Source organism: Streptomyces sp. NPDC127190, from assembly GCF_042672505.1.
In the GTDB taxonomy this organism is placed as follows: Bacteria; Actinomycetota; Actinomycetes; order Streptomycetales; family Streptomycetaceae; genus Streptomyces.
In genome coordinates, this window is record NZ_JBHXVE010000004.1 from 46,075 (window position 1) to 69,951 (window position 23,877).

Genomic DNA, 23,877 nt, shown 5'->3' on the forward strand with positions numbered 1-23,877 from the left:
CGGTCGCCGTCCCCCCACCCGGTGCCGCGGCGTTCAGCGGGTCGGGACGAACCCTCCCCGGACCGACCCGGAGCCGCCCGGACCCTGCGCGTCGACGCGGTAGCCGTCGCCCGCGGCAGTGCGCTTGCCGCTGCCGTTGTTGAACTGGGCGGCGAACTCATAACCCCCGGCCGGCACGGTCAGGCCCGGCTTGAGAACCCAGCGGTAGACCAGCGTGCCGCCGGCCTCCTGGACGGTGACGGTGAAGTAGGCGCCCGGCAGGGTCTGCCAGGTGCCGGTGCTCTGCACCCCGCCGGTCTGCGCGATCCGCATCTCGACCGTGAGCGAGGTGAGCGGCCGGGTCGTCTTGAGGACGAGGTTGCTCTGCGTCCAGTAGACGGTGCTTTTCGGGTCCAAGGAGCCGGCCGCCGACAGCGCGCCGCCGGGGCTCTCGCCGGCGCTCGGCGAGGGGCTGGTGGCCGGCGGAGTCGGGCGCGCGCTGCCTGGGGTGGTGACCGGGGCCGGCGCCGCAGGGGTGGGCCGGGCCGAGGTCGGGTGCGGGGAGCCGACGGTCGGGGACGGGGTGGCGGGCGTGGTCACGGTGGCCGGCGGCGACGAGTGCGCGACGATCGCGGCGACGGCCAGGCCGCCGGTCGCCAGGATGCCGGTGGCGGCGAGCCCGGCGAGCGCGATCCTGATCCCGGACCTCGCGAACGGCCGCGCGCGGTGCCGGACGGCCGGGCCGGCCATGCCGCGCTGCACCCGGGCCAGCATCCTTACGCGGTCGGGCCGGTGGTCCTCGGCGGCCTCGCGCAGCCGACGGGTGATCTCCTCGTTCACCGGTTCCTCCTCCCTGCCACCAGGTCCCCGGCCGCGCGTGCGCCCAGCATCCTCTCCAACTCGGCCATGCCCTTCGAGGTCTGGCTCTTGACCGTACCGACCGAGATGCCCAGCGCCGCCGCCGTGTCCTTCTCCGACAGGTCGAAGGCGTGCCGCAGCACCACGCAGGCCCGCTTGCGGAACGGCAGCCGGGCGAGCGCCCCGCGGACGTCCAGCACGGCGGCCACGTCCGGCCCGTCCACTTTCTCGGCGGTGCGGGACCAGAACAGCGTGATCCGGCGTCGCTCGCGCACCGCGCTGCGGATCCGGCCGCGCGCCAGGTTGGCCACCACCCCGCGGGCGTACGCGAGCGGATGGTCGGCCCGCCGCAACCGGTCCCAGCGCTGCCACAGGGCAACCAGGGCGTCCGCCGCGAGGTCGTCCGCCGCGTCGGTCTCGCCGGTCAGCAGGTGTGCGAGACGGGCGAGTTCGGCATAGTGGCGCTCGAAGAACTCATGGAACTCCGCGGACGCGTCGTCGAGGACCATCCCCCGGTCGCCCTCTCCTGGCAGATGATGTGCGCGTTGGTTGCGCGTTTAACAACAACGGGTGGCGCAGCCTAACAGTGCCCGCCGCCCGCCACCGACCCGGCAAGGCGGCCTACGGGGCGACCCGTACGGGTGCCGACACCGTCGTCTGGTCCGTCTCCGAGGTGCGGACCGTCGCCTTCAGGGTCCAGGTGCCGGGCAGCGGGAGGCGGAAGGAGTCGGTGGCCCAGTAGCCGCCGCGGTCGGTGATCCGCGTGTCCAGGGGGCCGATGCGCCGGGCGTCCAGGGTCAGGGTGACCCGGAGTTCGGGGACCGTGGACAGGCCGCCGTCGGGGCCGTAGACCACCGCCTGGACGGAGGTGCGGCCGACCCGTCCGGGGTCGAGGGTGATCTGCACACTGCCGTGACCGCCGGGGCTGCCGGTGTCGAAGGGGAGGGTGATGACCGAGGCGGTCGGGATGCCGGCGGTGGCCGTGGGCCCGGTGGCCTCCGCTGCGGCCGTGCGCCCCGGGGCGGTCGCCGTGAGCAGGGTCGTCAGGGCCATCACCACCAGGGCCACGGCCGCCTCGGCCAGCACCGAGCGGCGCAGCTGGGGCAGGGCGGCCCCGGTGGACAGCCGGGACGTCCAGGTGCGCGAGCAGGCCGCCGCCAGCAGCAGCGCGGCGACCGCGGCCAGCTTGGCCAGCAGGGTGCGGCCGTACGACGTCTCGGTGAGCGCCTGCCAGGAGCCGAGGCCCCGCCAGGACTGGTAGACGCCGGTCACGGCCAGGACCGCCACCGAGGCGAGGGCCAGCCGGGAGAAGCGGGTCACCGTCGTGCGGGCGTCGGAGGCGCTCGGCAGGATCCGCAGGAGCGCGGCGAGACCGCCGAGCCAGGCGGCCATGGCCAGCAGATGCACGGTCGCCACGGTGATCGCGGGCACCACCTGGATGCCGGCCGCGGCGTGTCCGGCCGCCGTCCAGGTCAGCGCCAGGGGCAGGGCGAGGGCCGCCGCGGTGACCAGGGCGGTGCGCTGGGTCCGCCGCAGCAGCACGACGGCACCGGCCAGGAGCAGCAGCGCCAGGCGGGCGAGGAGCAGCGCGCCGGGGCGGGTCGTCGCCGTGTGGGCGAGGGCGGAGAGGGTGAGGGCGCTGGTGGGGGAGGTGCCCTCCTCGTAGGGGGCGCGCAGCAGGAAGAGGGCGATGGTGGTGGCCGCGAGGGTGCCGGCGGCGGCCGTGGCCGGGGTGCGCAGGGGGGCGGTCGTGGGCGGGCGGCAGTACGCCACGAACGCGGCCGTGCCCAGCAGGAGGGCCAGGGAGAGGTAGGCGAGGTAGCGCGCGATGGTGTGCAGGGCGGTGGTGACCGGGTTCTCCGCGCGCTGCGGCGGCGGTCCCGGCGGTGTGGCGCTGGGCTCGCCCACCGAGAAGGTGAACGCGCCGGACACCGGGTGGCTGTCGGCCGAGACCACCCGCCAGGCGACCGTGTAGGTGCCGGACGCGGCCCGGGCCGGGAAGCCGACCCGGACGGTGTCCGGGCGGCCCGGGGCGTGCTCGGCGGGGCCGGTGCGGACGGGGTGGTTGTGCGGGTCGTAGATCCGGACGGAGTCGGTGAGGAGGGCGACCGACTCGGTGAAGGCGAGGGTCAGCTGCCGGGGCGCGGTGCGCACCACGCTGCCGTCGGCGGGGTCCGTGCCGCGCAGGGCGGCGTGCGCCGCGGCGGGGGCCGCGGTGCCGAGCAGCAGCAGCGGGAACAGGAGCAGTCCGAGAAGGAGGTTCCGCAACGGAAGACGGCCCGGGCGTGCCTCGTCCGTCCGGCGCACGTCGTCCACCTGGTCCCTCCCTCACCGGATGCCGGCCTGCCGCCTGCGCTCGGCCGCCTGCCGCCTGTCGCCTGTCGCCTCGGTAGAGGTACGCAGCGACGGGCCGAGCTGCTCACCAGGTCGGGCGGGCCGAGACGCCGCCGTCCACCACCAGGTCGTGCCCGGTGATCCAGGAGGCGAGCGGGGAGGCGAGGAACACGCATGCGTCCGCCACGTCCTTCGGGCGGCCGAGGCGGCCCGCGGGGGCGGCGGCGAGCCAGCGGCGGACGCCGTCCGGCCAGTCCCCGGCCAGCCCCGGGCGGTCGATCAGCCCCGGTGACACGGTGTTGACGCGGATGCCGAACGGACCGTACTCCAGGGCCGCCGCGCGCGCGTGCGTCACCACCGCCGCCTTGGCCGCGCTGTAGTGGGCGTGGCCCGGGGCCGGGTGGCCGGCCTCGATGGAGGCGATGTGGGTGACGGTGCCGCCGCCGTGGGCGCGCAGATGCGCGGCGGCGGCCTGGGTGCAGGAGAAGACACCGGTGAGGTCGGTGTCGACGACCGTGCGCCACTCGGCCGCCGTCATCCCGGGCAGCGGCTGGACGGGCTGCACGGCCGCGTTGTTGACCAGCGCGGTGAGCGTGCCGCCGGACCACCGCACCGTCTCCCGGATCAGCCGGTGGCAGGCCTGTTCGTCCGTCAGGTCGGCCTGGAGTACGACCGCCTCGCCGCCCGCGCCCCGGATCCGCCCGGCGGTGTCCTCGGCCGCCGCGCGGGAGGTACGGCAGTGCAGGGCCACCTTCGCGCCCTCCTCGGCGAACCGCAGGGCGATGGCGCGGCCGATGCCGCCGCCGGCACCGGTGACGAGGGCGGTCTGTCCCGCCAGCAGAGGGGTGGGCCGGCTCATGGACGGCACAGTTCCCTGATCCGGGCGGCCTCGGCCGGATAACGCGCCGCAAGGACGTCCGCGTCGCCGTGTTCGTAGTCCGGGTAGGTGAACCCGGGGGCCATGGTGCAGCCGAACAGGCTCCAGGCCCCGCCCTGCGCCACCCGGGCCCCCATCCAGGTGCCCGCCGGGACGGTGAACTGGAGGTGCTGGCCGGCGCGCAGGGCGGGGCCGAGGACGGCCGTGCGGGTGCTGCCGTCGGGGGCGAGGAGCAGCAGGTGGAGCGGGTCGCCGAGGTAGAAGTGCCAGATCTCGGCGAAGGGCAGGCGGTGCAGGGCGGAGAAGTCGTCGGCGGTGAGCAGGGCGACGATGGCCGTCCCCTCCGGCCGGCCGTCCGGCCGCTCGGGCCCGGCCCAGGTGCGCCGGAACAGGCCGCCCTCGCGGGGGATGGGTTCCAGGTTGTAGTGAGCGATCAGTTCCTCGGGGGTCGGCGCGCCGGACGTGCGGGCCGGGTGCGGGTCCGGGTTCGTCACCCGGGGAAGGCTACCTCCCGCGGCAGGAAGGCGAGTTGAGCCCGCTTCTCCGGGAGGTGCACCTCGGGGAGGTCGACCTCCGGGAGGACGACCGCCGGCCCCCGGACGAATCCCTGGCGTTCGAAGCGGGCGATCGCCTTGGCGTTGCGGACGTCGGGGTCGACCACGAGCCGCTGCCGGTCGAGGACCAGCAGGGCGTATCCGGTGACCGCGGTGAGCAGGGCGGACGTCCAGCCGGGGCGCGGACCCTCCGGCCCGGCCGGGGCGAGCAGCAGGTGGACGCCGAGGTCGCCGGGGCGTACGTCGTAGACCTCGCCGACCCGGTCGGCGGCCGGTTCGTACGTCTGGAGCAGGGCCGCCGGCACGCCGTCCCTGGTGACCAGGTGGGCGTGGTGGGTGTCGAGGCCGGCCATGTGGGTGTAGATCTCGGCGACCTGGTCGCGGGTGAGGCCGGTCATGCCCCAGAAGGCGGCGCGCTCCTCGCTGACCCAGGCGTGGATCACGTCCGCGTCGGCGGCCGGGTCGAGGGGGCGGACGCGGACGGTGCCGTAGCCGTCGATGTGCTCTTCGTGGGGGAGGTGCGGGTCAGTCATCGGTCTCCTCGGTGGGGTCGGGGGTGAGCGAGGTCCAGTCGGTGACGACCGGGGCCAGTTCTCCCGCCCGCCACAGCGGGAGCTGGTCGCGGTGGTGCGGGCTGCCGGGGACGCCGTCGGCGCCGAAGGGGACCACCCAGCGGCTGTTGGCGCGGTCGGCGAGGTCCCAGACGTAGCGGGCGGCGGGACCGCGGGCCGCGCGGTCGGTGACGCCGGGCACGGCGGAGGTGCACAGCACGCAGTCGTGGTCCCCGGCGAGACCGGGTTCCGGCTCCGGCTCCTGCTCCGGCTCCTCGGGCAGGGCCCGCCAGGCGGCGAGCCGGTGGGTGTCCGCCCAGGTGCCGGTGGGCGGCGCGGCCGCGGTCTCCTCCAGGGCGGCGCGGACCAGGGCGGGGCGGTCGATGCCGTACAGCTTCTCGGCGCGGAGCAGGTGCTCCAGGGCGTAGCCGACGCGCGGGAGCAGGGCCAGCCAGGGGAGCAGCAGGTCGGGGTAGGCCGGGGGCTCGGCGAGCGGGGCGAGGACGGGGTGCGCGGCGAGCCGGCGTACGACCGCGCCGCGCAGCGCTGCGTAGGCCGCCGCGTCGGTGCTGTCGGCGTCCATACGGCGGTCCCAGGCGAGCAGGCGGTCACGCAGCCGGGCCGCGGCGGGGGTCAGCCCGTCGAGGGCGGCGAGGTGGTCGAGGAGGGGGCCGGCGGAGCCGAGGTGGGTGTCGGTGTGGATCGCGGGCATCGCGTCGGCGGTCCAGGCGGGGCGCGCGTCGAGCAGGTCCTGGATGCGGGTGGCGCGGTGCGGCGGGGCGAACTCGACGCCGAGGGGGGAGGCGAGGCCGCGCTCGTTGGCCATGACGGCGGTGCCGTCGGGCGTGGGCGCGTACGGCGTCTCGTGCCAGCCCTGCCACTCGTGGCCGGGGAGCCAGGCGGGGACGGGGTGCAGGCGGTTGGCGTGGGCGCGGAGCGGGACCCGGCCGGCGATGCGGTGCAGGGTGCCTCCGGCGGTGTCGGCGGCCAGGACGGTGTTGACCGGTTCGGCCCAGGAGTCCAGCGCCCGGTCGACGTCGGCGACGGTGCGGGCGCGCAGGAGGGGGAGGAGGGCGCTGAAGCCGAGGTCCTCCGTGACCCGGGGCGGGTAGCGCAGGGCCAGGGCGGTGGTGTCGTCGCCGTCGCCCACGACGCCCGGATCGGCACCCTCTATGACGCCCGCGTCCAGGCCCTCCGGCCCTCCGGCGATCACCGGGCCGCGCGGGGTCTCGATCAGCTCGATCTCCAGCGGGGGTTCGTGCGCGATGTGGACCGTCTCGGTGTGCCGGGTGGCGCGGTGCCAGTGGCCGTCGGGGCCCAGGGCCTCCACTCCCGCGCCGGTGCGGCGCAGCCGCTCGCGGTAGAGGTCCTGGTAGTCGGCCATGGCGTGGGTGATGGCCCAGGCGACCTGGCCGGTGTGCCCGAAGTGGGCGATGCCGGGGATGCCGGGGACGGCCAGGCCGACCACGTCGAACTCGGGGCAGGACAGGCGGATCTGCTGGTAGACACCGGGGTCCTCGATGAAGCGGTGGGGGTCGCCGGCGATCAGGGCGTGCCCGGTGTCCGTGCGGTCGCCGGTGACCAGCCAGCCGTTGCTGCCGGCCGTGCCGGGGCCGTCCGTGGCGAACAGGCCGACGGCGTCGGGGCCGAGGTGCCGGATCGCCTGCTCGCGCCAGAGCTTGGCGGGGAAGCCGGCGAAGAGGATGTGGGTGGAGAGCCAGACGGCGAGGGGTGTCCAGGGCTGCCAGGGGCCGGGGGTGAGACCGGTGCGGGCGAACTCGGGGGCCCGGCGGGCGCCGCGCGGCAGGCCCTCGTTGACCCCCTCGACATAGGCGCGGACCCAGTCCGCCGTCTCCGCGTCCCGGCGTTCCAGCGCGGTGAAGCAGCGGCGGGCGGTGTCGTCGAGGCGGGCGCGGCGGGCGAGGACGTCCCAGGAGAGGGCGGCGGCGCCGAGGAAGGCGGCCGAGGTGCCCTGGGCGCGGTGGCGCTCGACCTCCAGTTGCCAGGCGCGGTCCAGCGCGGTCACCCGGCCCTGGGCGCGGGCGAGTTCGCGGGCGTCGGCGGCGCGCAGGTGCGGGATGCCCCAGGCGTCGCGCCAGGTCTCGGTGGTCACCCGGGACCCCCTTCACTTTAGGTTAGCCTTGCCTAACTTAATGGTCGAATCGTACGTGAGCGGTGACCCTGCACGGCACCCGCACCCGGGTCGCGGGAGACCGGCCATGCCGGATCACCGGGCGCGCGGGATCATCGACCCATGGACGTCACCCTCCACCTCGCCCAGGACCCCGACGCCGACGCGCTGCTCGGACGCTCCCCGCTCGCCGCGCTCGTCGGCATGCTGCTGGACCAGCAGATCCCGATGGAGTGGGCGTTCAAGGGGCCCCGGACCATCGCCGACCGGCTCGGCGCCGAGGACCTGGACGCGCACGACATCGCCGCGATGGACCCGGAGGCCTTCGCCGCGGTGCTCTCCGAGAAGCCGGCGGTGCACCGGTACCCGGGCTCGATGGCCAAGCGGGTGCAACAGCTGTGCCAGTACCTGACCGAGCACTACGACGGTGACGCCGAGGCCGTCTGGCGGGGCGTCGCCACCGGCGCCGAGCTGCGGAAACGACTGGAGGAGCTGCCGGGGTTCGGCAAGCAGAAGGCGCAGATCTTCCTCGCCCTGCTGGGCAAGCAGCTCGGGGTCGCGCCCGAGGGCTGGCTGGAGGCCGCGGGGCCGTACGGCGAGGCGAAGTCCTTCCGGTCCGTCGCCGACATCACCGGACCCGAGTCGCTGGCCAAGGTGCGCGCCCACAAGCAGGAGATGAAGGCGGCGGCGAAGGCGGCGAAGGCCTCCGGCACGTCGAGCGGCACCGGCTGACCCGGCCCGCCCCGGCCCCGGCCGGGCGGGCCGCGGTGTCACCCGTTCGGACGCTGCCCGCTGGCAGGGCCGTGGGCGCCGGGCCAACGATGGATCATGACCGAGGCACCGAACAGCGGCCCGGACTGGGGCCGCGAGTACGACGACCGGCATGTGCACGCGAGTACGCCACCCGCTGGCGGCACCCGGGAGTCCGCGCCGCCGGGTGGCGGCCACCGGGAACCCGAGCCGCCGTTCGAGGGGCCGCTGCACGCCCTGTCGCAGGCCGCCTGGCAGGTCGTCCTGGTCACCGGCATCGCCTCGCTGATCCTGGGCGTCCTGGTGCTCGTCTGGCCCGGCCCCTCGCTGCTCGTGGTCGGCGTCCTCTTCGGCGTCTACCTGCTGATCAGCGGCGTCTTCCAGCTGGTCGCCGCCTTCGGCACGCACAAGGCGACCTCGCTGCGGGTGCTGGCCTTCGTCAGCGGCGCCCTGTCGGTCGTGCTCGGCCTGTTCTGCTTCCGCGGGCCCATGCAGTCGATCCTGCTGCTCGCCCTGTGGATCGGCATCGGCTGGGTGATCCGCGGCATCACCCAGACCCTGGCGGCCGCCTCCGACCCCCGCATGCCCGCCCGCGGCTGGCAGGTGTTCCTCGGGGTCCTCACCTTCCTCGCCGGCATCGTGCTGATCGACTCACCGTTCCGCTCGGTCGCCGTACTGACCCTCGTCGGCGGCATCTGGCTGGTCGTGGTCGGCATCGTGGAGATCGTCACCGCCTTCGGCATCCGCAGCCGGGCCCGCCAGATCCCACGGACCGTGTGAACCCGGTCAACCCCGCACCCACCCCGTTCACCCGGCTCCCGGTCCACAGCCTGTGCATAACGGCCGGGCGGGCGCAGCGCCCAGCGCGGTGACCCCTGCTCCGCCCACGCATGCTCCCGGTAATCCCCGTTATGTTCTGTTTGCGAGATCTTTTCCGGGCTGGCACTCCGTCGCCATGGCTGCGCCCGGAACGTCTTGACCGGTAGGCTTTCCGTGTGATCTTCAAGCGCATCGGAAACGGCCGGCCGTACCCCGACCACGGCCGGGAAAGCACCCGGCAGTGGGCGGACGTCGCGCCGCGCCCGGTCCGCCTCGATCAGCTCGTCACCACCAAGCAGCAGCTCGATCTCGAGACCCTGCTGGCGGAGGACTCGACGTTCTACGGCGACCTCTTCGCGCACGTCGTGAAGTGGCAGGGCGACCTCTACCTGGAGGACGGACTGCACCGCGCCGTCCGCGCCGCCCTCCAGCAGCGCCAGGTGCTGCACGCGCGCGTGCTCGAGCTGGACTGACCGGCCCCGACCGGCCCGGCGCGACACGGCCGTTGGCCCTTTCGGGTTCCACTGGGCGGCATCGACTGATCATCTAATAGGCAGCGCCGCCCGGGCGCACTACGCTGCGCCCATGAGCATGCTGACTCCTCCCGGCATGGGCGGCCAGTACCGGATCACGGGGGACAAATACCCTCGGATGCGTCCGCCCCGGCGACGCGGCAGGCTCGTCGCCGCCGTGGTGGCGTCCGCCGCCGCGCTCGGTCTGATCGGCTGGGGCACCGTGCAGCTCATCGACGTCTTCACCGGCGGCGAGAAGGCGACAGCGGCCACGCCCAAGGCCGGCTGCCGGACCAAGGTCGCCCCTGCCGCCCACGCCAAGGCCCTGCCCGAGCCGGGCCAGATCACGGTGAACGTCTACAACGCCACGAAGCGCACCGGACTCGCCAAGGACACCGCCGACGCGCTGAAGAAGCGCGGCTTCAAGATCGGTGACGTGGGCAACGCCGGCAAGGAGTACGACAAGAAGGTCAAGGGCACCGGGATACTGCTCGGCCCCGCCGGCGCCCGGAACACCTCGCTCCCGGTGCTGGCCACCCAGCTGGCCGCCGCCGAGCAGCGGGTCGACGGCCGCAAGGGAGCCGACCTCGACCTCATCATCGGGGACGGTTTCAAGGGCCTGGCCAAGCCGGCGGACGCACAGCAGGCCCTGGCGGCGCTGACCACGCCCGACGCGACGGCGGAATCCGCCAAGAAGGGCTGCTCGTAGGAAACGCGTAGGAAAAGGCGCGTAAGAAAAGGGGAACCCTGGGCGCCTCCTCAGGCACCCCTGGGCTCCCCTGAGCCGCCCGCAGGCGGGGAAACCTACTCGGCCGCGCCGTACAGGCGGTCGCCCGCGTCGCCCAGCCCCGGCACGATGTAGCCCAGCTCGTTGAGGTGGTCGTCCACCGCGGCCGTCACGACCGTCACCGGCGTGCCCGCCAGCTCCCGCTCCATGACCTCGACGCCCTCGGGAGCGGCCAGCAGCACCACCGCCGTGACATCGTCGGCGCCCCGCTTGATCAGCTCCTGGATCGCCGCGACCAGCGTGCCGCCGGTGGCCAGCATCGGGTCGAGGACGTACACCTGGCGGCCCGAGAGGTCCTCCGGCATCCGCGAGGCGTAGGTGGAGGCCTGGAGCGTCTCCTCGTTGCGGATCATGCCGAGGAAGCCCACCTCGGCGGTCGGCAGCAGCCGGACCATGCCGTCCAGCATGCCGAGACCGGCGCGCAGGATCGGCACCACCAGCGGGCGGGGCCGGGCGAGCTTGACGCCGGTGGTCTGCGCGACCGGCGTCCGGATGTCGACGGTCTCGGTGCGTACGTCCCGCGTGGCCTCGTAGGCGAGCAGGGTGACCAGTTCGTCGGCGAGCCGGCGGAAGGTCGCGGAGTCGGTGCGCTGGTCGCGCAGCGTGGTGAGCTTGTGAGCGACCAGGGGGTGGTCGACGACGTGGAGACGCATGCCCATAACGGTACCTGCGCCGACGACCGCCCCGCCCTGGCGTCAAACCGGCCGTCCGGGGGAAAGTGGGAGGGAGGACCGGGGTGGTGTGACGTGCCTGACCTGCCTGACCCGCGCGACGCGGGCGAATCCGAGACAGCCGGGGCGAAGGCGCCGGAGAGCGACGCCGAGCGGCGCCGCCGGCGCGCCCAGTTCCTGCGCGACCTCGCCGAGGCCCGCGCCCTGCGCGCCCGCGTCCAGCCCCGGCGCACCAAGGCCGCGCGCCTGCGCCACGCGATGCGGATGCGGACCTTCCGCTGGTAGCCACGCGCGGCCGGTGGACCGCCCCCCGGCGGGGAAGATCCAGGTCCGCTTGGGCGTTTGGCGGGCGGGGGTGCGTGAGTGCTTCGAAAAGCCGCGTACGATCCGCAGGTGGCGGCAACAAGTGCGCTGGTGAGTCGATTACGGATCCACGCTCGAAACTGCCGGACACAGGGAGCCGAAGACGTCCCCTGAACGCCTTGTTTCTGCCACGATTCCGAGTGGGTGGGGCTCGGAGCCCAGCTCTCTCCGCCCAAGAACCTCCGCCGGGGGGACCCCCAACCGGCACGCCTATGACCAGTGGGAGAGTCACGGTGTACTTCGCCGCACTGCTCGCGCGCACCGAAGACGGGTGGGAAGCGAGCGACACAGAGCTCGACGATGTGGAGACCCTGTCGGATCTGGCCGACCTGGCCCGGGAAGCCTCTCCCGACGAGGACACGGTGCTCGTGCTGATCGAGCAGGAGGACGCCTGGTTCGGCGTCGTCCGCGTGGACGGCGAGGACGACCCTCGCATCTACGTCTCGGACGCGGCCGCCGCCCAGCGCAGCGCGTACGGGGAGCTGTTGCTCACCGACGAGCTGCTCGGCCGGGAGCCCGGTGCCGACGACGGCCCCGACCTGGACTCCCTGGACCTCGACGGCACCGAGGACGGCGAGTCCGACGACGAGGACCAGGACGAGGACACGGACGGCACCGGGGGCGACGCGGTGTCGCACACCCCGGTGGGCGACAGCCGGATCCTCGACGACCTGGGCATCAGCGAGAAGGAGCTGCGCACCCTGGACGCCGACGACGCGCTGAACACGATCGCCGAGGCCCTGGGTGCCTCGGAGGTGCTGGAGACCGTCCGCTGACCGCAGCACAGCACGGGCAGGGCACGCCGGACCCGGTACGCGACCGCTGGCAAGCCGCGATGCGGCTCGCCCTGGACGAGGCCGGGCTGGCCGCCCGGGGCGGGGACGTCCCGGTCGGCGCGCTCGTGCTGGGCCCGGACGGTACGACGGTGCTCGCGGCCGGGCACAACGAGCGCGAGGTCACGGGTGATCCCACGGCCCACGCGGAGGTCCTCGCGCTCAGGCGGGCCGCGGCCAGGCTCGGGGAGTGGCGGCTGACCGGCTGCACGCTCGTCGTCACCCTGGAGCCCTGCACGATGTGCGCGGGCGCGCTGGTCCAGTCCCGGGTGGACCGGGTGGTCTACGGCGCCCGCGACGACAAGGCCGGCGCGACCGGCTCGCTCTGGGACGTGGTGCGCGACCGGCGGCTCAACCACCGCCCGGAGGTCATCGAGGGCGTCCTCGCCGAGGACTGCGCCCGCCTCCTCACCGACTTCTTCCGCAACCGCTGACGGCACCGGCCGCGGCAGCAGGCACGGCACCGGTCCCGGCACCACCGGATACCGATTTCAAACCTTGCCCCACCTTGCTGTAGGGTCTCCCTCGGTAGCGTGTCCGAGCGGCCGAAGGAGCTCGCCTCGAAAGCGAGTGTGGCGCAAGTCACCGAGGGTTCAAATCCCTCCGCTACCGCTCCTGGAAGGGCCCCGTCGAAAGACGGGGCCCTTCGTGCGTGCGCCCCACGGTGGCCGCCCGCGCGGCAAAGGGCCTCGGGCAGTGGGCCGTTGGCCCTGGAAAAGGCCGTGAAGGTTAGACTCGCGGCCGTCGGCAGCGGCCCACGAGGCCAAGGCAGAGGGGAGGCCGCGGTGGCGGTGAACGCCAAGAAGATCGTGGTGTACGCGCTCGTGGTCTTCGTGCTCTACGTGATCATCACGGACCCGGCCAAGGCGGCCTCGTACGTCCAGATAGGCTTCGAGGGCATATCTGACGCGGCCAAGGCCATAGGCGACTTCATGACCTGGGTCGCCAACGGAGGAAAGAGCTGAGGTACACCCCATGATCCGCCACCTGGTCCTGTTCAAGCTCAACGAGGGCGTCGAGCGCGACGATCCGCGGGTCACGGCGGGCGTGGAGGCGTTCCGGGCACTGGGCGGCCAGATCGAGGAGCTGCGCTTCTGGGAGTGCGCCTGGAACATCAGCGACCGGCCGATCGCGTACGACTTCGCGATCAACTCGGCCGTCGAGGACGCGGACGCCCTCAAGCGCTACCTGGAGCACCCGGCCCACCAGGCGGGCGTCGCGCTGTGGCGCGAGTTCGCCACCTGGGTGATCGCGGACTACGAGTTCTAGGCCACCCCGGCTCCCCCGAGTTCTCCCGGAAGCCCCTCGCCGGACGGCGGGGGGCTTCCGCGCGTCCTGCACCCGGTCCCTGCACCCGGGCACCTGCATCCTGGTCCGTCTTCCCCAACTTGTCGGCGTTTGAACACAACACGGGGTTATGGGGTGCTTGCACACAGTGCACATGTCTTGTGATGCTATGACCGCTTTTGACGGATGATTGACCGATGAAGAGGTGGCGTTGACCGTGTCGGCCAGTACTGCGCCGCCCCAGGAAGAGGCGCCCGCTCCCGCCCCCGCACCCGCCCTCTCGGACCCCGCGCCCGACCCTCCCGGCCCCGGAAAACGCCGCGGCGCCGACACCCGGGCGCTGACCCAGGTGCTCTTCGCCGAGCTGAAGCAGCTCACCCCGGGCACGCCGGAGCACAACCGGGTGCGGGGGGCGCTGATCGAGGCGAACCTCCCGCTCGTGCGCTACGCGGCCGCCCGCTTCCGCTCCCGCAACGAGCCGATGGAGGACGTCGTCCAGGTCGGCACCATCGGGCTGATCAACGCCATCGACCGCTTCGACCCCGACCGCGGCGTGCAGTTCCCGACCTTCGCGATGCCCACCGTCGTCGGCGAGATCAAGCGGTACTTCCGCGACAACGTCCGCACGGTCCACGTACCGCGCCGGCTGCACGAGCTGTGGGTGCAGGTGAACAGCGCCACCGAGGACCTGACCACGCTCTACGGCCGCTCGCCCACCACCGCCGAGATCGCCGAGCGGCTGCGGATCAGCGAGGACGAGGTGCTGTCCTGCATCGAGGCGGGGCGGTCGTACCACGCCACCTCGCTGGAGGCCGCGCAGGAGGGCGACGGGCTGCCCGGCCTGCTGGACCGCATCGGATACGAGGATCCCGCCCTGGACGGCGTGGAACACCGCGACCTGGTCCGCCATCTCCTCGTCCAACTCCCCGAGAGGGAGCAGCGCATCCTGCTGCTGCGCTACTACAGCAATCTCACCCAGAGCCAGATCAGCGCGGAACTCGGCGTCTCCCAGATGCATGTCTCCCGGCTGCTCGCCCGCAGCTTCCAGCGACTGCGCTCCGCGAATCGCATCGACGCATAGCCCCTTAGGGGACTTCCGACCCACCCTTTGGGCCGGTGCACGGCAGGCGCACGGAAGCACGGCGGGGATCACGGCCTGCATCGCAAACGCGATCGATGCCTCACCGCGCAGAGCGAATCGCTCACCAGCACCGATGCCGACAGTTGTGCCCCGAAAAAGCGTCAGACCCCTTTTATCCAGGGGCGATTCGCATCTTGCATGTCGACATGTCACTACAGCGTGTTGCCGACATGTGACATTCTGCGGGAAGAGCGTTTGCCGGGGCTTCGGCTCCGGTATTCAGGTGAAGGCTGCGTTGCCCGGAAGACGGCGCCGCCGCCGCGACCGTCCCGCGACCCAAAGGGGGTGGCATGTCCGCAGACCAGGGCAGCTCGAAGGTGCTGACGCCCGCGATGAGCGAGGTTGCGCCCAAGGAGCTCGACGCTCTCGACGTCCTCGACGGCATCGAGGGCATCACGCCCCTCGCCGCCGTGCCGTCCCCGACCGTTCCCCTCGCCGAGGCCGCCGCCGACGCCGGGGCCGACCTCGAGTCCCCGCTCGCCGTCGAGGCCCCGCCGGTCCTGCCGGCCACCGGGGACATCGACACCCGCACCCTGTCCCGCTCCCTGTTCCTGCGACTCGCCGCGCTCGGCGAGGACAGCCCCGAGCGGGCCTACGTCAGGGACACCCTGATCGAGCTGAACCTGCCGCTGGTCCGCTACGCGGCCGCGCGCTTCCGCTCGCGCAACGAGCCGATGGAGGACATCGTCCAGGTCGGCACCATCGGCCTGATCAAGGCGATCGACCGCTTCGACTGCGAACGGGGCGTGGAGTTCCCGACCTTCGCGATGCCGACCGTGGTCGGCGAGATCAAGCGCTTCTTCCGGGACACCTCCTGGTCGGTGCGCGTCCCGCGCCGGCTCCAGGAGCTGCGCCTGGCCCTGACCAAGGCGAGCGACGAGCTGTCCCAGAAGCTGGACCGCTCGCCGACGGTCACGGAGCTGGCCGCCGCGCTCGGCGTCTCCGAGGAGGACGTGGTCGACGGCCTCGCGGTCGGCAACGCGTACACCGCCTCCTCCCTGGACTCCCCCGCCCCCGAGGACGACGGCGGCGAGGCCTCCCTGGCCGACCGGCTCGGCTACGAGGACACGGCCCTGGAGGGCGTGGAGTACCGCGAGTCGCTCAAGCCGCTGCTGGCCAAACTCCCGCCCCGGGAGCGGCGGATCATCATGCTGCGGTTCTTCGCGAACATGACCCAGTCGCAGATCGGCGAGGAGGTCGGGATCTCGCAGATGCACGTGTCCCGGCTGCTGACCCGGACGCTGTCGCAGCTCCGCGAAGGCCTCATCTCGGACTAACGGTCCGCCGGACGGCACCCGCGCCGGTATTCCTATCTGACGGTACGTCAGCCACCATGGGGCGATGCTTCATGCGACGACATGGATGCGTGGCCGCCGCGGGGCCCTCGCGGCGGCTTCGGTGGTTTTCGTCTGCCTCGGCGGGGTGATCGCCGCCTGCCAAGGCGGCGGACCGGGTGGCGGCTATGCCGCGGTGGGCGGCGGCTCCTCGCCGGGACGCCCGTCGGCCGCGACGCCGACGGGATCGGTGACGCTGGTACCGCTCGACGGAGCCGGCCGGCGCAGTCACGGCCGTACCCGGGCGAGCGGCGACTCACCTCCGGGGGCGACCCCTACGTCCGCACCCCCGGCCACCACTCCGGCCTCGGGTGCCAGCGGCAGCCCGGAACGCCCGACGGCCGCCTCCCCGAGACCGAGCCCGAGCCGCAGCCCGAGGCCTGGCCCGACAACCGGTCCGACCTCCGGCCCCACCTCGTCGACCGGCCCGTCCACCGCGCCGACGACCACTCCGGCCGCCCCCGCCGATCTCTCCTGGGGCACCCCTGTCACCGCACCGACGGATCACCGCTGGTGCCAGAAGGTGACCGTCGACTTCCGCAACGCGGGCGGTACGGCGGTGGCTTCCGGCTCGGTGACCTTCGGGACGCACATCATCGGGGCGCTCGGCATCGACTGGGGAACCGTCGAGTCCACCGCGGACCTGCCGGTGCCGATCGCCGCCGGAGCGGAGAAGAGCACCGCCTGGACGGTGTGCGTGGAAGCCTGGCAAGTGCCGCTCGGCATGCACATCGAGACGCGGGACGTCTCCGTACGGTGGAAATGAGCCCGCACGAGCCGGTCAGCCCGCACAAGCCGGTCAGCCCGCACAAGCCGGTCAGCCCGCACAAGCCGGTCGGCCCGCACGAGCCGGTCGGCCCGTCGGCGCGTCCTACGACAGGGCCAGCCAGGCCACACCCGCCACCACCGCGATCGCCACGATCACGCCGATGATCAGGCCGACGCGGGGGCCGGAGGAGGCCGCCGCCTGCTGCTGCCGTCCCTGGGGAGCCTCGTCGACGAACGCGCGGAACATCTGGGTGCTGCCGGCGGGGTCGTAATTGCCCTGGGGGCCCTGGGTGTTAGCCATGGCCCGAGACCTTAGCGAAGACGGGGCCGGGCACCCAAGTGGGGGGCCACCGGGACAGACGGGGGCAGCCCACCCGCAGCCCACCCGCACCGACCTGCACATTTACGATCGCAATACTTGCCTTTGCCAAGGTTTTGCGTCAGCTCTCGCCCGACTTATTTGCCTGTAGCAACCAATCGAGCGTATGGTTGCCCCAAGCAACGAATACGGGAGGTGTGATGGCCGAGCAGACGCAGTTCGAAGAGCTGGCGCGTCAGCTCAGTGCCGTCGGGGCCGTGAAACGGGACCTGGGGCGGATCCTGCCCCACGACTGCCCGGCCGGCTCGGCCGCCGTGCTGACGCTCCTCAGCCGCCACGGCGACATGCGCATGAGCAAGCTCGCCGAGCTGCTGGCCGTGGACATGTCGGTCACCAGCCGCCATGTCGCACACGTCGCCGCACGCGGCTGGATCGAACGGCACCCGGACCCGGCGGACAAGCGCTCGCGCATCCTGCGCCTGACCCCCTCGGGCCTGGAGCAGTGCGACGAGCTGTCCCGGCGGACCTCGCATCTGCTCGCCGAGCGGCTCGCCGACTGGACCGACGACGAGGTCGGCCAGCTCATCCGGCTGATGACCCGCCTGCGGGCGTCCTTCGGCGACTGCCGCTCGACGCCGGTCCGGCTCCCCGCGGAGCCCGCCCCCGTAGTCGCAGAGACCACCCGTACACCCGCAACCACGTAAGAGAAGGAAGCCCATGGCAACGACCACACCAGCCGGTGTGCGGGCTCACGCCAAGCACGGGGGAGGCTCCTCGGCGGGCCACGCCCCGATGACGCACCGGCAGATCATGGAGGCGCTGTCCGGCCTGCTGCTCGGCCTGTTCGCCGCCATCCTGTCCTCGACCATCGTCACCAACGCCCTGCCGACGATCATCAAGGACCTCGGCGGCGGCCAGTCCGCGTACACCTGGGTCGTCACCGCGGCGCTGCTCTCGATGACCGCCTCGGTGCCGCTGTGGGGCAAGCTGGCCGACCTGGTCAGCAAGAAGGCCCTGGTCCAGATATCCCTGGTGATCTACATCATCGGCTCGGTCATCGCCGGTACGGCGCAGAACCCGGCCATGCTGATCACCGCCCGTGTGGTGCAGGGCCTGGGCGCCGGCGGTCTGTCCGCCCTGGTCCAGGTGATCATGGCCGCGATGATCTCCCCGCGTGAGCGCGGCCGGTACAGCGGTTACACCGGTGCCACCTTCGCCGTGGCCACCGTCGGCGGCCCGCTGCTCGGCGGTGTCATCACCGACACCGACTGGCTCGGCTGGCGCTACTGCCTCTTCGTCGGTATCCCGTTCGCGCTGATCGCGCTGATCGTCCTCCAGAAGACCCTGCACCTGCCGGTGGTCAAGCGCCAGGTCAAGGTCGACTGGCTCGGCGCCTTCTTCATCACCGCCGCGGCCTCGCTGCTGCTGATCTGGGTCACCTTCGCCAACGACAAGTACGACTGGCTGTCCTGGCAGACGTACACGATGGTGGGCGGCACGATCGTGCTCGCGCTGCTCTTCGTGTACACCGAGACCAAGGCCTCCGAGCCGATCATCCCGCTGCGCCTGTTCCGCAACCGCACCATCTCGCTGGCCTCCCTGGCCTCGCTGTTCGTCGGTGTCGGCATGTACTCGGGCACCGTCTTCTTCTCGCAGTACTTCCAGCTGGCCCGCGACAAGTCCCCGACCATGTCGGGTGTGATGACCATCCCGATGATCGGCGGTCTGTTCGTCGCGTCGATGGTCTCCGGCCGGTTCATCACCAGCACCGGACGCTGGAAGGGCTGGCTGGTCGCCGGCGGTGTCTTCCTCACGGCGGGCCTGGGCCTGCTCGGCCTGATGCGCTACGACACCCCCTACTGGGAGCTGTCGATCTACATGGCGCTGCTGGGCATCGGCGTCGGCATGATGATGCAGAACCTGGTGCTGTCCACGCAGAACCAGGTCGCCCCGCAGGACCTCGGTGTCGCCTCCTCCGTGGTGAGCTTCTTCCGCTCCCTCGGCGGTGCGGTCGGCGTCGGCGTGCTCGGCTCGGTCATGTCCGAGCGGATCACCCACTACGCCAAGGACACCATCACCGAGCTGAGCCCGAAGGCCCGGATGGCCGCCGCGCACGCGGCGGGCGGCAACGGCCTGCCCGACATGGACAAGCTGCCCGCCCCGGTCCGCACCTGGCTGGAGGGCGCCTACGGCCACGGCATCGCCGACGTCTTCCTCTACGCGGCGCCGTTCGCCCTGATCGCCTTCGTCGTCGTGCTGTTCATCAAGGAGGTTCCGCTGAAGACCAAGGGAGCCCTGGCCCAGGCCGCCGAGGGCGACAGCGCCCCCGCCGAGGCCACCCCGGTCGCCGCCGAGGCCGCTCCGGTCGCCGAGCAGCCGGTCCCGGCCGCCGTCGCCGCCACCCCGGCCGCCGACGCCGCGCAGACCCCGGCCGCCGCCACGGCCACCCAGCCGCTGGCCACCGCCGTCGCCACGGTCGCCGGGCCCGGCACCACCGGCGGCACCCCGGTGCACGGCTTCGTCCGCGGCGCCGAGAGCGCCCCGGTCCCGCAGGCCGCGGTCACCCTGATCTCGCTGTCCGGCCGCCAGCTGGGCCGCGCGGTCGCCCAGGCCGACGGCGGCTACGCGATCGACGCCCCGGGCACCGGCTCGTACGTCCTGATCGCCTCCGCCGACGGCTACCAGCCGCAGGCCTCCACCGTCGTGGTGGGCGAGGAACCGCTGTCGTACGACATCCTGCTCAGCGGCACCAGCGGGCTGACCGGTGTGGTCCGGGCCGCCGGGAGCGCGCTGCCGGTCAAGGACGCCATGGTGATCGTCACCGACGTCCGCGGTGATCTGCTGGCCACCGCCGCCACCGGGGAGCAGGGCGACTTCGCCCTCACCGACCTGGTGCCCGGCACCGTCACCGTCGCGGTCAACGCGCAGGGCTTCCGGCCCCGCGCGCTGCCGGTCGAGGTCGGCACCACCGGGGTCACCCGGGTCGAGATCGACCTGGACGCCGGCGCCCGCCTCCAGGGTGTCGTCCGGTCCCCGCACGGCCTGCTCGCCGACGCCCGGGTGACCCTGGTCGACCAGGCCGGCAACGTGGTCGGCACCGCCACCACCGGCGCGGACGGGGCGTACGCCTTCACCGACCTGGACAGCGGCGAGTACACCGTCATCGCGACGGGCTACCCGCCGGTGGCCACGGCCCTCACCGTCTCCGGCCCCGGAGTCGACGGCCACGAGATCGAACTCGCCCACCCCGGCGAGTAGTCCGGCCCCCGGCCCGTGGTGCGCGCCCCTCGTGCGCGCCACGGGCCGGTCCATTACGACCTATTTATTAGGCTTTTTCAGGGAGAAGAACGGGATGGGACTGACCGCGAAGATCCGTACGCGGGACGGGTGGGCCGTGTCGCACGCGGTCGTCACGGTGACCGACATGACCGGTACGCAGGTGCTGCGGGCCGAGGCGGACGCCGAGGGGGCCGTGCGGGACACCACCGAGCTGGCGCCGGGGGCGTACACGGTGATCGTGACGGCCGTCGGGTACGCGCCCGCGGCCTCCTCCGCGATCGTCACCGCGAGCGGCCGGGCCGAGGTCGGCACGGTCACACTGGCCCGGCAGGGCGGCTCCGAACTGCCGCCGCCCGGCCCCTGGACCATCGACCCGGTGCACTCCTCCGTCGCCGCGGTCGCCCAGCACCTGGGCATCTCCAGCGTGCACGGCCGGTTCACCGAGTTCGGCGGCACGATCGAGATCGCCCCCGACGACATCGGCAAGTCCCGGGTGGAGGCGGTCATCAGGGCCGCGTCCGTCGACACCGGCAACGGCATGCGCGACACGCACCTGCGCTCGGGCGACTTCCTCGACGTCGAGAACCACCCGGAGATCACCTACCGGTCGACGGGCCTGACCCAGTCCGGCCCCGACCGCTGGACGGTGCACGGCGAGCTGTCCATGCACGGGATCGTACGACCGGTGGACCTCGACCTGGCCTACCTGGGCACCGGCGCCGACCCCTGGGGCGGCACCCGGGCGGCCTTCCGGGCGACGGCGGAACTGCACCGGGAGGACTTCGCGATGAACTACAACCAGGTGCTCCAGGCGGGGATCGCCGCGATCGGCACCACCCTGAAGGTGGAGCTGGACATCCAGGCGGTCCAGGGCGACACGCTGCCCCAGGCGTAGGCACAACAGGGTCACCCTCCCGGTGGCCGGCTGCCCCTAGGCTGCTGTCATGGCACCGAACATCGCTACCAACACCCGGGTATCCCTGGACGAGTTGCTGGAGTTCGTACGGCCCCGGCACCGGGCCCTGCTGATCACCCGCCGGGCCGACGGCGGGCCGCAGGCCTCCCCGTTGACCTGCGGGGTCGACGACTCCGGCCGGATCGTGGTCTCCACCTACCCGGAGCGGGCCAAGGCCCGCAACGCCCGGCGGGATCCGCGGGTCGCGCTGGTCGTCCTGAGCGACGACTGGAACGGCCCGTGGGTCCAGATCGACGGCACGGCCGAGGTCGTCGACACCCCCGACTCGGTGGAACCGCTGGTCGAGTACTACCGCAACATCGCCGGCGAGCACCCCGACTGGGACGAGTACCGCGCGGCGATGGTCAAGCAGGGCAAGTCGATCATCCGGATCACCCCGGAGCGCTGGGGCCCGGTGGCCACCGGCGGCTTCCCGGCCCGGCTGGTGACGGACCAGGGCTGATCAGCCGCGCTCGACCATCACCTCGATACCGGCGATCAGCAGGTCCAGGGCGAAGGTGAAGTCCCGGTCCATCATCTCGGCGACCGTGTCCCCGCCGCGGGCCTCCATGAACTCCCTGGACTCCTGGATCATGTCCGCGGCCTGGGGATGCCGCTGCGCCTCGGTCAGGGCCTGCTGGTAGTAGTCGTCCGCGCTCAGCCCGGAGTCGGCGATCCGGGACATGAACTGGGACTCCAGCGTGCCGTAGCCGTACACGAACTGGAACACGGCCGAGATGGCGCTCATCACCCGGTGCGCCGGCAGCCCGGTGCGCCGGACGACGCGCTGCACGGTACGGGAGAAGGCCAGCGCGTTGGGCCCGATGTTGAGGTACTGCCCGGCCAGCCGGGACAGCCAGGGGTGACGCAGCAGCAGGGCCCGGTACCCGGCGGCCAGGTCGCGCAGCTGGGCCCGCCAGTCGGGCTCCTCGGCGCCGTCCGGGTCGGGCAGCCGCAGTTCCCCGAAGGCCGCGTCCAGGGCGAGTTCCAGCAGGTCGTCCTTGGTGTCGACGTACCAGTACAGGGACATCGCGGTGACGTTCAGCTCACCGGCCAGCCGCCGCATGGAGAACTTGGCCAGCCCCTCGGCGTCGAGCAGCCGTACCGACGCCGCGGTGATCCGCTCCCGGTCGAGCCCGGAGGGCTGGCCGCTGCGCCCGCCGCGCGGGGCCTTGCGTTCCAGCCAGACACTGGCCCGCGCCGACCGCCCTGAGTCCTTCGCCACCGGCGCCCTTCCTCGTTACCGATCACTGTCCCGGCCCGCTGTGCACACCCGCGGCCCCCGACATACCCATACCATCCGAACCGTCAGGTGACGCTCCGCTCCGCCCGCCGGAGCAGCACCGCGGCCAGCAGACCGCCCGTCAGCACGGCCGCCGCTCCCACCAGTTGACCGGCTCCCAGCCCCGCGGACAGCGACTTCCCCGAGGCCAGTGAAGAGCTGAGCACGGCGCCCAGGACGGCGACACCAAGACCGTTCCCGAATTCGGCCAACGTTCCGTTGATCCCGGCGCCCACCCCGGCCTTCGCCGGCGGTATCGCGCTCATGATGGCGTGCGCCATCGCCGGCGAGGCCACCGCGGCGCCGGCGCCGATGCCCACCAGCCCGGCCAGCGTCCCGGCGTACCCGCCGGAGTCCAGCTCGGCGATCGACACCAGCCCGAGGGCCATCAGCGCCATCCCCAGGGCGATCGAGACCGGTGTGCCCAGCCGCTGCGACAGCTTGGCCGCCAGTCCGGAGAAGTTCAGCAGTACGACCGTCAGCGCCAGCGGAGCCGTGCGCAGCCCCGCCTCCAGGGGCTCGTAGCCGAGCACGAACTGGAGGTGCTGGGTCAGCAGGAACAGCGACCCGCCCATCCCGAAGGCGATCAGCACCGCCCCGGCGACGGCCCCGGTGAACTTCCGGTCGCGGAAGAAGTGCGGATCGAGCATCGGCTCGGCGACCCTGCTCTCGGCATAGCCGAAGAGCCCGAGCACCACCACCGCCACGGCCGCCGTGACCAGCACGCGCGGCGAGGTCCAGCCGTGCACCGGCCCGGCGATGATCGCGTAGACGAGCGCGGCCATGCCGACCGTGGACAGCAGTGCGCCCACCAGGTCCGGCCGGTCGCCGCGCGGCGCCTTGGACTCCGGTACGAGGACGACGGCCGCGACCAGGCCCAGTGCCGCCACCGGAAGGTTGATCAGGAAGATCGAGCCCCACCAGAAGTGGTTCAGCAGGAAGCCGCCGATGAGGGGCCCGGCGGCGAAGCCCAGGGCGTTGACCGCGGCCCATATGCCGATGGCCTTCGGCTGCTCCTCGGGGGCGAAGATCTGCATGGCGACGGCGAGCGTGGTCGTCATCAGCAGCGCGCCGCCGATGCCCATGCCGGCCCGGGCGACGATCAGCTGGGCGGTGGAACCGGCGAGGGCCGCCGTGAGGGAGCCGAGGCCGAACAGGGCGAGCCCCGTGACCAGCATCTTCTTACGGCCGTACCGGTCGGCGGCGCTGCCCGCGGTGAGCAGCAGGCCGGACTGCACCAGCGAGTAGGCGTTGATCATCCACTGGATGTCGGAGGTGGCCGCGTGCAGTTCGCGGGTGAGCGAGGGGATGGCCACGTTCAGGACGGTGTTGTCCAGCAGCACGGTGAGCTGGGCGAGACAGATGACACCGAGGATCAGCCAGCGCTGGGGGTGGCCCTGCGGGGTGTGCGGACTCGTTGACATGCTGTACACCGTATAGCTGGCAGCTATACGGTGTACAACACTTTTCTCGTACGCCCGTTCCCCGGCCCG

At 72.8% G+C, this 23,877-nt stretch carries 28 protein-coding genes and 1 tRNA gene; 17 read left to right on the top strand and 12 right to left on the bottom strand.

Features of this window, described 5'->3' with window-relative positions:
• Nucleotides 1–33: 33 nt before the first annotated feature.
• From ACFVIU_RS08300 to ACFVIU_RS08330, 7 genes are all read right to left on the bottom strand, one after another.
• Entirely contained in the window at nt 34–819 is a 786-nt protein-coding gene (locus ACFVIU_RS08300; protein WP_385841401.1) for a hypothetical protein, read from the bottom strand.
• Complete coding sequence (locus ACFVIU_RS08305) at nt 816–1,346, bottom strand: SigE family RNA polymerase sigma factor (RefSeq protein ID WP_385841402.1); 531 nt, start codon at nt 1,344–1,346, stop codon at nt 816–818. Before ACFVIU_RS08305 ends, ACFVIU_RS08300 begins: the two co-directional genes overlap by 4 nt.
• Nucleotides 1,347–1,458: 112 nt before the next feature.
• Entirely contained in the window at nt 1,459–3,153 is a 1,695-nt protein-coding gene (locus ACFVIU_RS08310) for a copper resistance protein CopC (protein ID WP_385841404.1), read from the bottom strand.
• A gap of 103 nt (nt 3,154–3,256) precedes the next feature.
• Nucleotides 3,257–4,030 carry an SDR family NAD(P)-dependent oxidoreductase gene (locus tag ACFVIU_RS08315; protein ID WP_385841405.1) on the bottom strand — a complete coding sequence of 258 codons (774 nt, stop codon included), beginning with the start codon at nt 4,028–4,030 and terminating at the stop codon, nt 3,257–3,259.
• Entirely contained in the window at nt 4,027–4,542 is a 516-nt protein-coding gene (locus ACFVIU_RS08320) for a cupin domain-containing protein (RefSeq protein WP_385841406.1), read from the bottom strand. Before ACFVIU_RS08320 ends, ACFVIU_RS08315 begins: the two co-directional genes overlap by 4 nt.
• A complete protein-coding gene (locus tag ACFVIU_RS08325; RefSeq protein WP_385841407.1) occupies nt 4,539–5,135 on the bottom strand; it encodes a GNAT family N-acetyltransferase in 597 nt (198 codons plus the stop codon). The genes ACFVIU_RS08320 and ACFVIU_RS08325 overlap by 4 nt, the downstream gene beginning before the upstream one ends.
• Nucleotides 5,128–7,266, bottom strand: coding sequence for a penicillin acylase family protein (locus ACFVIU_RS08330; protein ID WP_385841408.1), 2,139 nt, complete (start codon nt 7,264–7,266; stop codon nt 5,128–5,130). The genes ACFVIU_RS08325 and ACFVIU_RS08330 overlap by 8 nt, the downstream gene beginning before the upstream one ends.
• 141 nt (nt 7,267–7,407) lie before the next feature.
• Here ACFVIU_RS08330 and ACFVIU_RS08335 point away from each other — a divergent pair, with 141 nt between their 5' ends.
• The 4 genes from ACFVIU_RS08335 to ACFVIU_RS08350 all read left to right on the top strand — a co-directional run bounded on the left by ACFVIU_RS08335 (nt 7,408) and on the right by ACFVIU_RS08350 (nt 10,074).
• Nucleotides 7,408–8,016, top strand: coding sequence for an HhH-GPD-type base excision DNA repair protein (locus tag ACFVIU_RS08335; RefSeq protein WP_385841409.1), 609 nt, complete (start codon nt 7,408–7,410; stop codon nt 8,014–8,016).
• Between the two features lie 96 nt (nt 8,017–8,112).
• Nucleotides 8,113–8,814: an HdeD family acid-resistance protein gene (locus tag ACFVIU_RS08340; protein WP_385841410.1), complete on the top strand. Its 702-nt coding sequence runs from the start codon at nt 8,113–8,115 to the stop codon at nt 8,812–8,814.
• A 215-nt stretch (nt 8,815–9,029) separates the two neighbouring features.
• Nucleotides 9,030–9,326: a type II toxin-antitoxin system VapB family antitoxin gene (locus tag ACFVIU_RS08345; RefSeq protein WP_004943146.1), complete on the top strand. Its 297-nt coding sequence runs from the start codon at nt 9,030–9,032 to the stop codon at nt 9,324–9,326.
• A gap of 112 nt (nt 9,327–9,438) precedes the next feature.
• Complete coding sequence (locus tag ACFVIU_RS08350; RefSeq protein ID WP_385841412.1) at nt 9,439–10,074, top strand: LytR C-terminal domain-containing protein; 636 nt, start codon at nt 9,439–9,441, stop codon at nt 10,072–10,074.
• Nucleotides 10,075–10,169: 95 nt separating this feature from the next.
• Here the strand turns inward: ACFVIU_RS08350 and upp are convergent, their stop codons facing one another.
• Nucleotides 10,170–10,805, bottom strand: a complete 636-nt coding sequence (upp, locus tag ACFVIU_RS08355; protein WP_385841413.1) for a uracil phosphoribosyltransferase — start codon at nt 10,803–10,805, stop codon at nt 10,170–10,172.
• A gap of 102 nt (nt 10,806–10,907) precedes the next feature.
• Between upp and ACFVIU_RS08360 the strand changes: the two genes are divergently transcribed.
• The 8 genes from ACFVIU_RS08360 (at nt 10,908) to ACFVIU_RS08395 (ending at nt 15,724) form a co-directional block, all read left to right on the top strand.
• Nucleotides 10,908–11,108: a hypothetical protein gene (locus ACFVIU_RS08360; RefSeq protein WP_385841799.1), complete on the top strand. Its 201-nt coding sequence runs from the start codon at nt 10,908–10,910 to the stop codon at nt 11,106–11,108.
• A gap of 311 nt (nt 11,109–11,419) precedes the next feature.
• Nucleotides 11,420–11,962, top strand: coding sequence for a hypothetical protein (locus tag ACFVIU_RS08365; RefSeq protein WP_385841800.1), 543 nt, complete (start codon nt 11,420–11,422; stop codon nt 11,960–11,962).
• A 59-nt stretch (nt 11,963–12,021) separates the two neighbouring features.
• On the top strand, nt 12,022–12,453 hold the full coding sequence (gene tadA / locus ACFVIU_RS08370) for a tRNA adenosine(34) deaminase TadA (protein WP_385841414.1): 432 nt from the start codon (nt 12,022–12,024) through the stop codon (nt 12,451–12,453).
• Nucleotides 12,454–12,546: 93 nt separating this feature from the next.
• A tRNA-Ser gene (locus tag ACFVIU_RS08375) sits at nt 12,547–12,631 on the top strand.
• Between the two features lie 173 nt (nt 12,632–12,804).
• Nucleotides 12,805–12,984 carry a hypothetical protein gene (locus ACFVIU_RS08380; protein ID WP_385841416.1) on the top strand — a complete coding sequence of 60 codons (180 nt, stop codon included), beginning with the start codon at nt 12,805–12,807 and terminating at the stop codon, nt 12,982–12,984.
• A 10-nt stretch (nt 12,985–12,994) separates the two neighbouring features.
• Nucleotides 12,995–13,288: a Dabb family protein gene (locus tag ACFVIU_RS08385; protein WP_385841417.1), complete on the top strand. Its 294-nt coding sequence runs from the start codon at nt 12,995–12,997 to the stop codon at nt 13,286–13,288.
• 229 nt (nt 13,289–13,517) lie between these two features.
• Nucleotides 13,518–14,387: an RNA polymerase sigma factor SigF gene (locus ACFVIU_RS08390; protein ID WP_385841801.1), complete on the top strand. Its 870-nt coding sequence runs from the start codon at nt 13,518–13,520 to the stop codon at nt 14,385–14,387.
• 350 nt (nt 14,388–14,737) lie between these two features.
• Entirely contained in the window at nt 14,738–15,724 is a 987-nt protein-coding gene (locus ACFVIU_RS08395) for an RNA polymerase sigma factor SigF (protein WP_385841419.1), read from the top strand.
• A gap of 285 nt (nt 15,725–16,009) precedes the next feature.
• Here the strand turns inward: ACFVIU_RS08395 and ACFVIU_RS08400 are convergent, their stop codons facing one another.
• Entirely contained in the window at nt 16,010–16,264 is a 255-nt protein-coding gene (locus ACFVIU_RS08400) for a hypothetical protein (protein ID WP_385841420.1), read from the bottom strand.
• A 40-nt stretch (nt 16,265–16,304) separates the two neighbouring features.
• On the opposite strand from ACFVIU_RS08400, the gene ACFVIU_RS08405 reads away from it, so the two are divergent.
• Entirely contained in the window at nt 16,305–16,547 is a 243-nt protein-coding gene (locus ACFVIU_RS08405; RefSeq protein ID WP_385841421.1) for a hypothetical protein, read from the top strand.
• A 105-nt stretch (nt 16,548–16,652) separates the two neighbouring features.
• Here the strand turns inward: ACFVIU_RS08405 and ACFVIU_RS08410 are convergent, their stop codons facing one another.
• Nucleotides 16,653–16,850 (bottom strand): hypothetical protein, encoded by a 198-nt coding sequence (locus ACFVIU_RS08410; RefSeq protein WP_385841422.1) that lies wholly within the window; start codon nt 16,848–16,850, stop codon nt 16,653–16,655.
• A 218-nt stretch (nt 16,851–17,068) separates the two neighbouring features.
• On the opposite strand from ACFVIU_RS08410, the gene ACFVIU_RS08415 reads away from it, so the two are divergent.
• From ACFVIU_RS08415 to ACFVIU_RS08430, 4 genes are all read left to right on the top strand, one after another.
• Nucleotides 17,069–17,572: a MarR family winged helix-turn-helix transcriptional regulator gene (locus tag ACFVIU_RS08415; RefSeq protein WP_385841423.1), complete on the top strand. Its 504-nt coding sequence runs from the start codon at nt 17,069–17,071 to the stop codon at nt 17,570–17,572.
• 13 nt (nt 17,573–17,585) lie between these two features.
• Nucleotides 17,586–20,126, top strand: a complete 2,541-nt coding sequence (locus ACFVIU_RS08420; protein WP_385841424.1) for an MFS transporter — start codon at nt 17,586–17,588, stop codon at nt 20,124–20,126.
• Between the two features lie 94 nt (nt 20,127–20,220).
• On the top strand, nt 20,221–21,042 hold the full coding sequence (locus ACFVIU_RS08425; protein WP_385841425.1) for a YceI family protein: 822 nt from the start codon (nt 20,221–20,223) through the stop codon (nt 21,040–21,042).
• A gap of 49 nt (nt 21,043–21,091) precedes the next feature.
• The gene (locus tag ACFVIU_RS08430; RefSeq protein WP_385841426.1) at nt 21,092–21,565 is read left to right on the top strand and encodes a PPOX class F420-dependent oxidoreductase; all 474 of its coding nucleotides are present in this window, start codon (nt 21,092–21,094) and stop codon (nt 21,563–21,565) included.
• Here ACFVIU_RS08430 and ACFVIU_RS08435 read toward each other — a convergent pair whose 3' ends face one another.
• Together ACFVIU_RS08435 and ACFVIU_RS08440 are read right to left on the bottom strand one after the other, a co-directional pair.
• Complete coding sequence (locus tag ACFVIU_RS08435) at nt 21,566–22,327, bottom strand: TetR/AcrR family transcriptional regulator (protein ID WP_385841427.1); 762 nt, start codon at nt 22,325–22,327, stop codon at nt 21,566–21,568.
• An 83-nt stretch (nt 22,328–22,410) separates the two neighbouring features.
• Nucleotides 22,411–23,808, bottom strand: a complete 1,398-nt coding sequence (locus ACFVIU_RS08440) for an MFS transporter (RefSeq protein WP_385841429.1) — start codon at nt 23,806–23,808, stop codon at nt 22,411–22,413.
• Between the last annotated feature and the right edge of the window lie 69 nt (nt 23,809–23,877).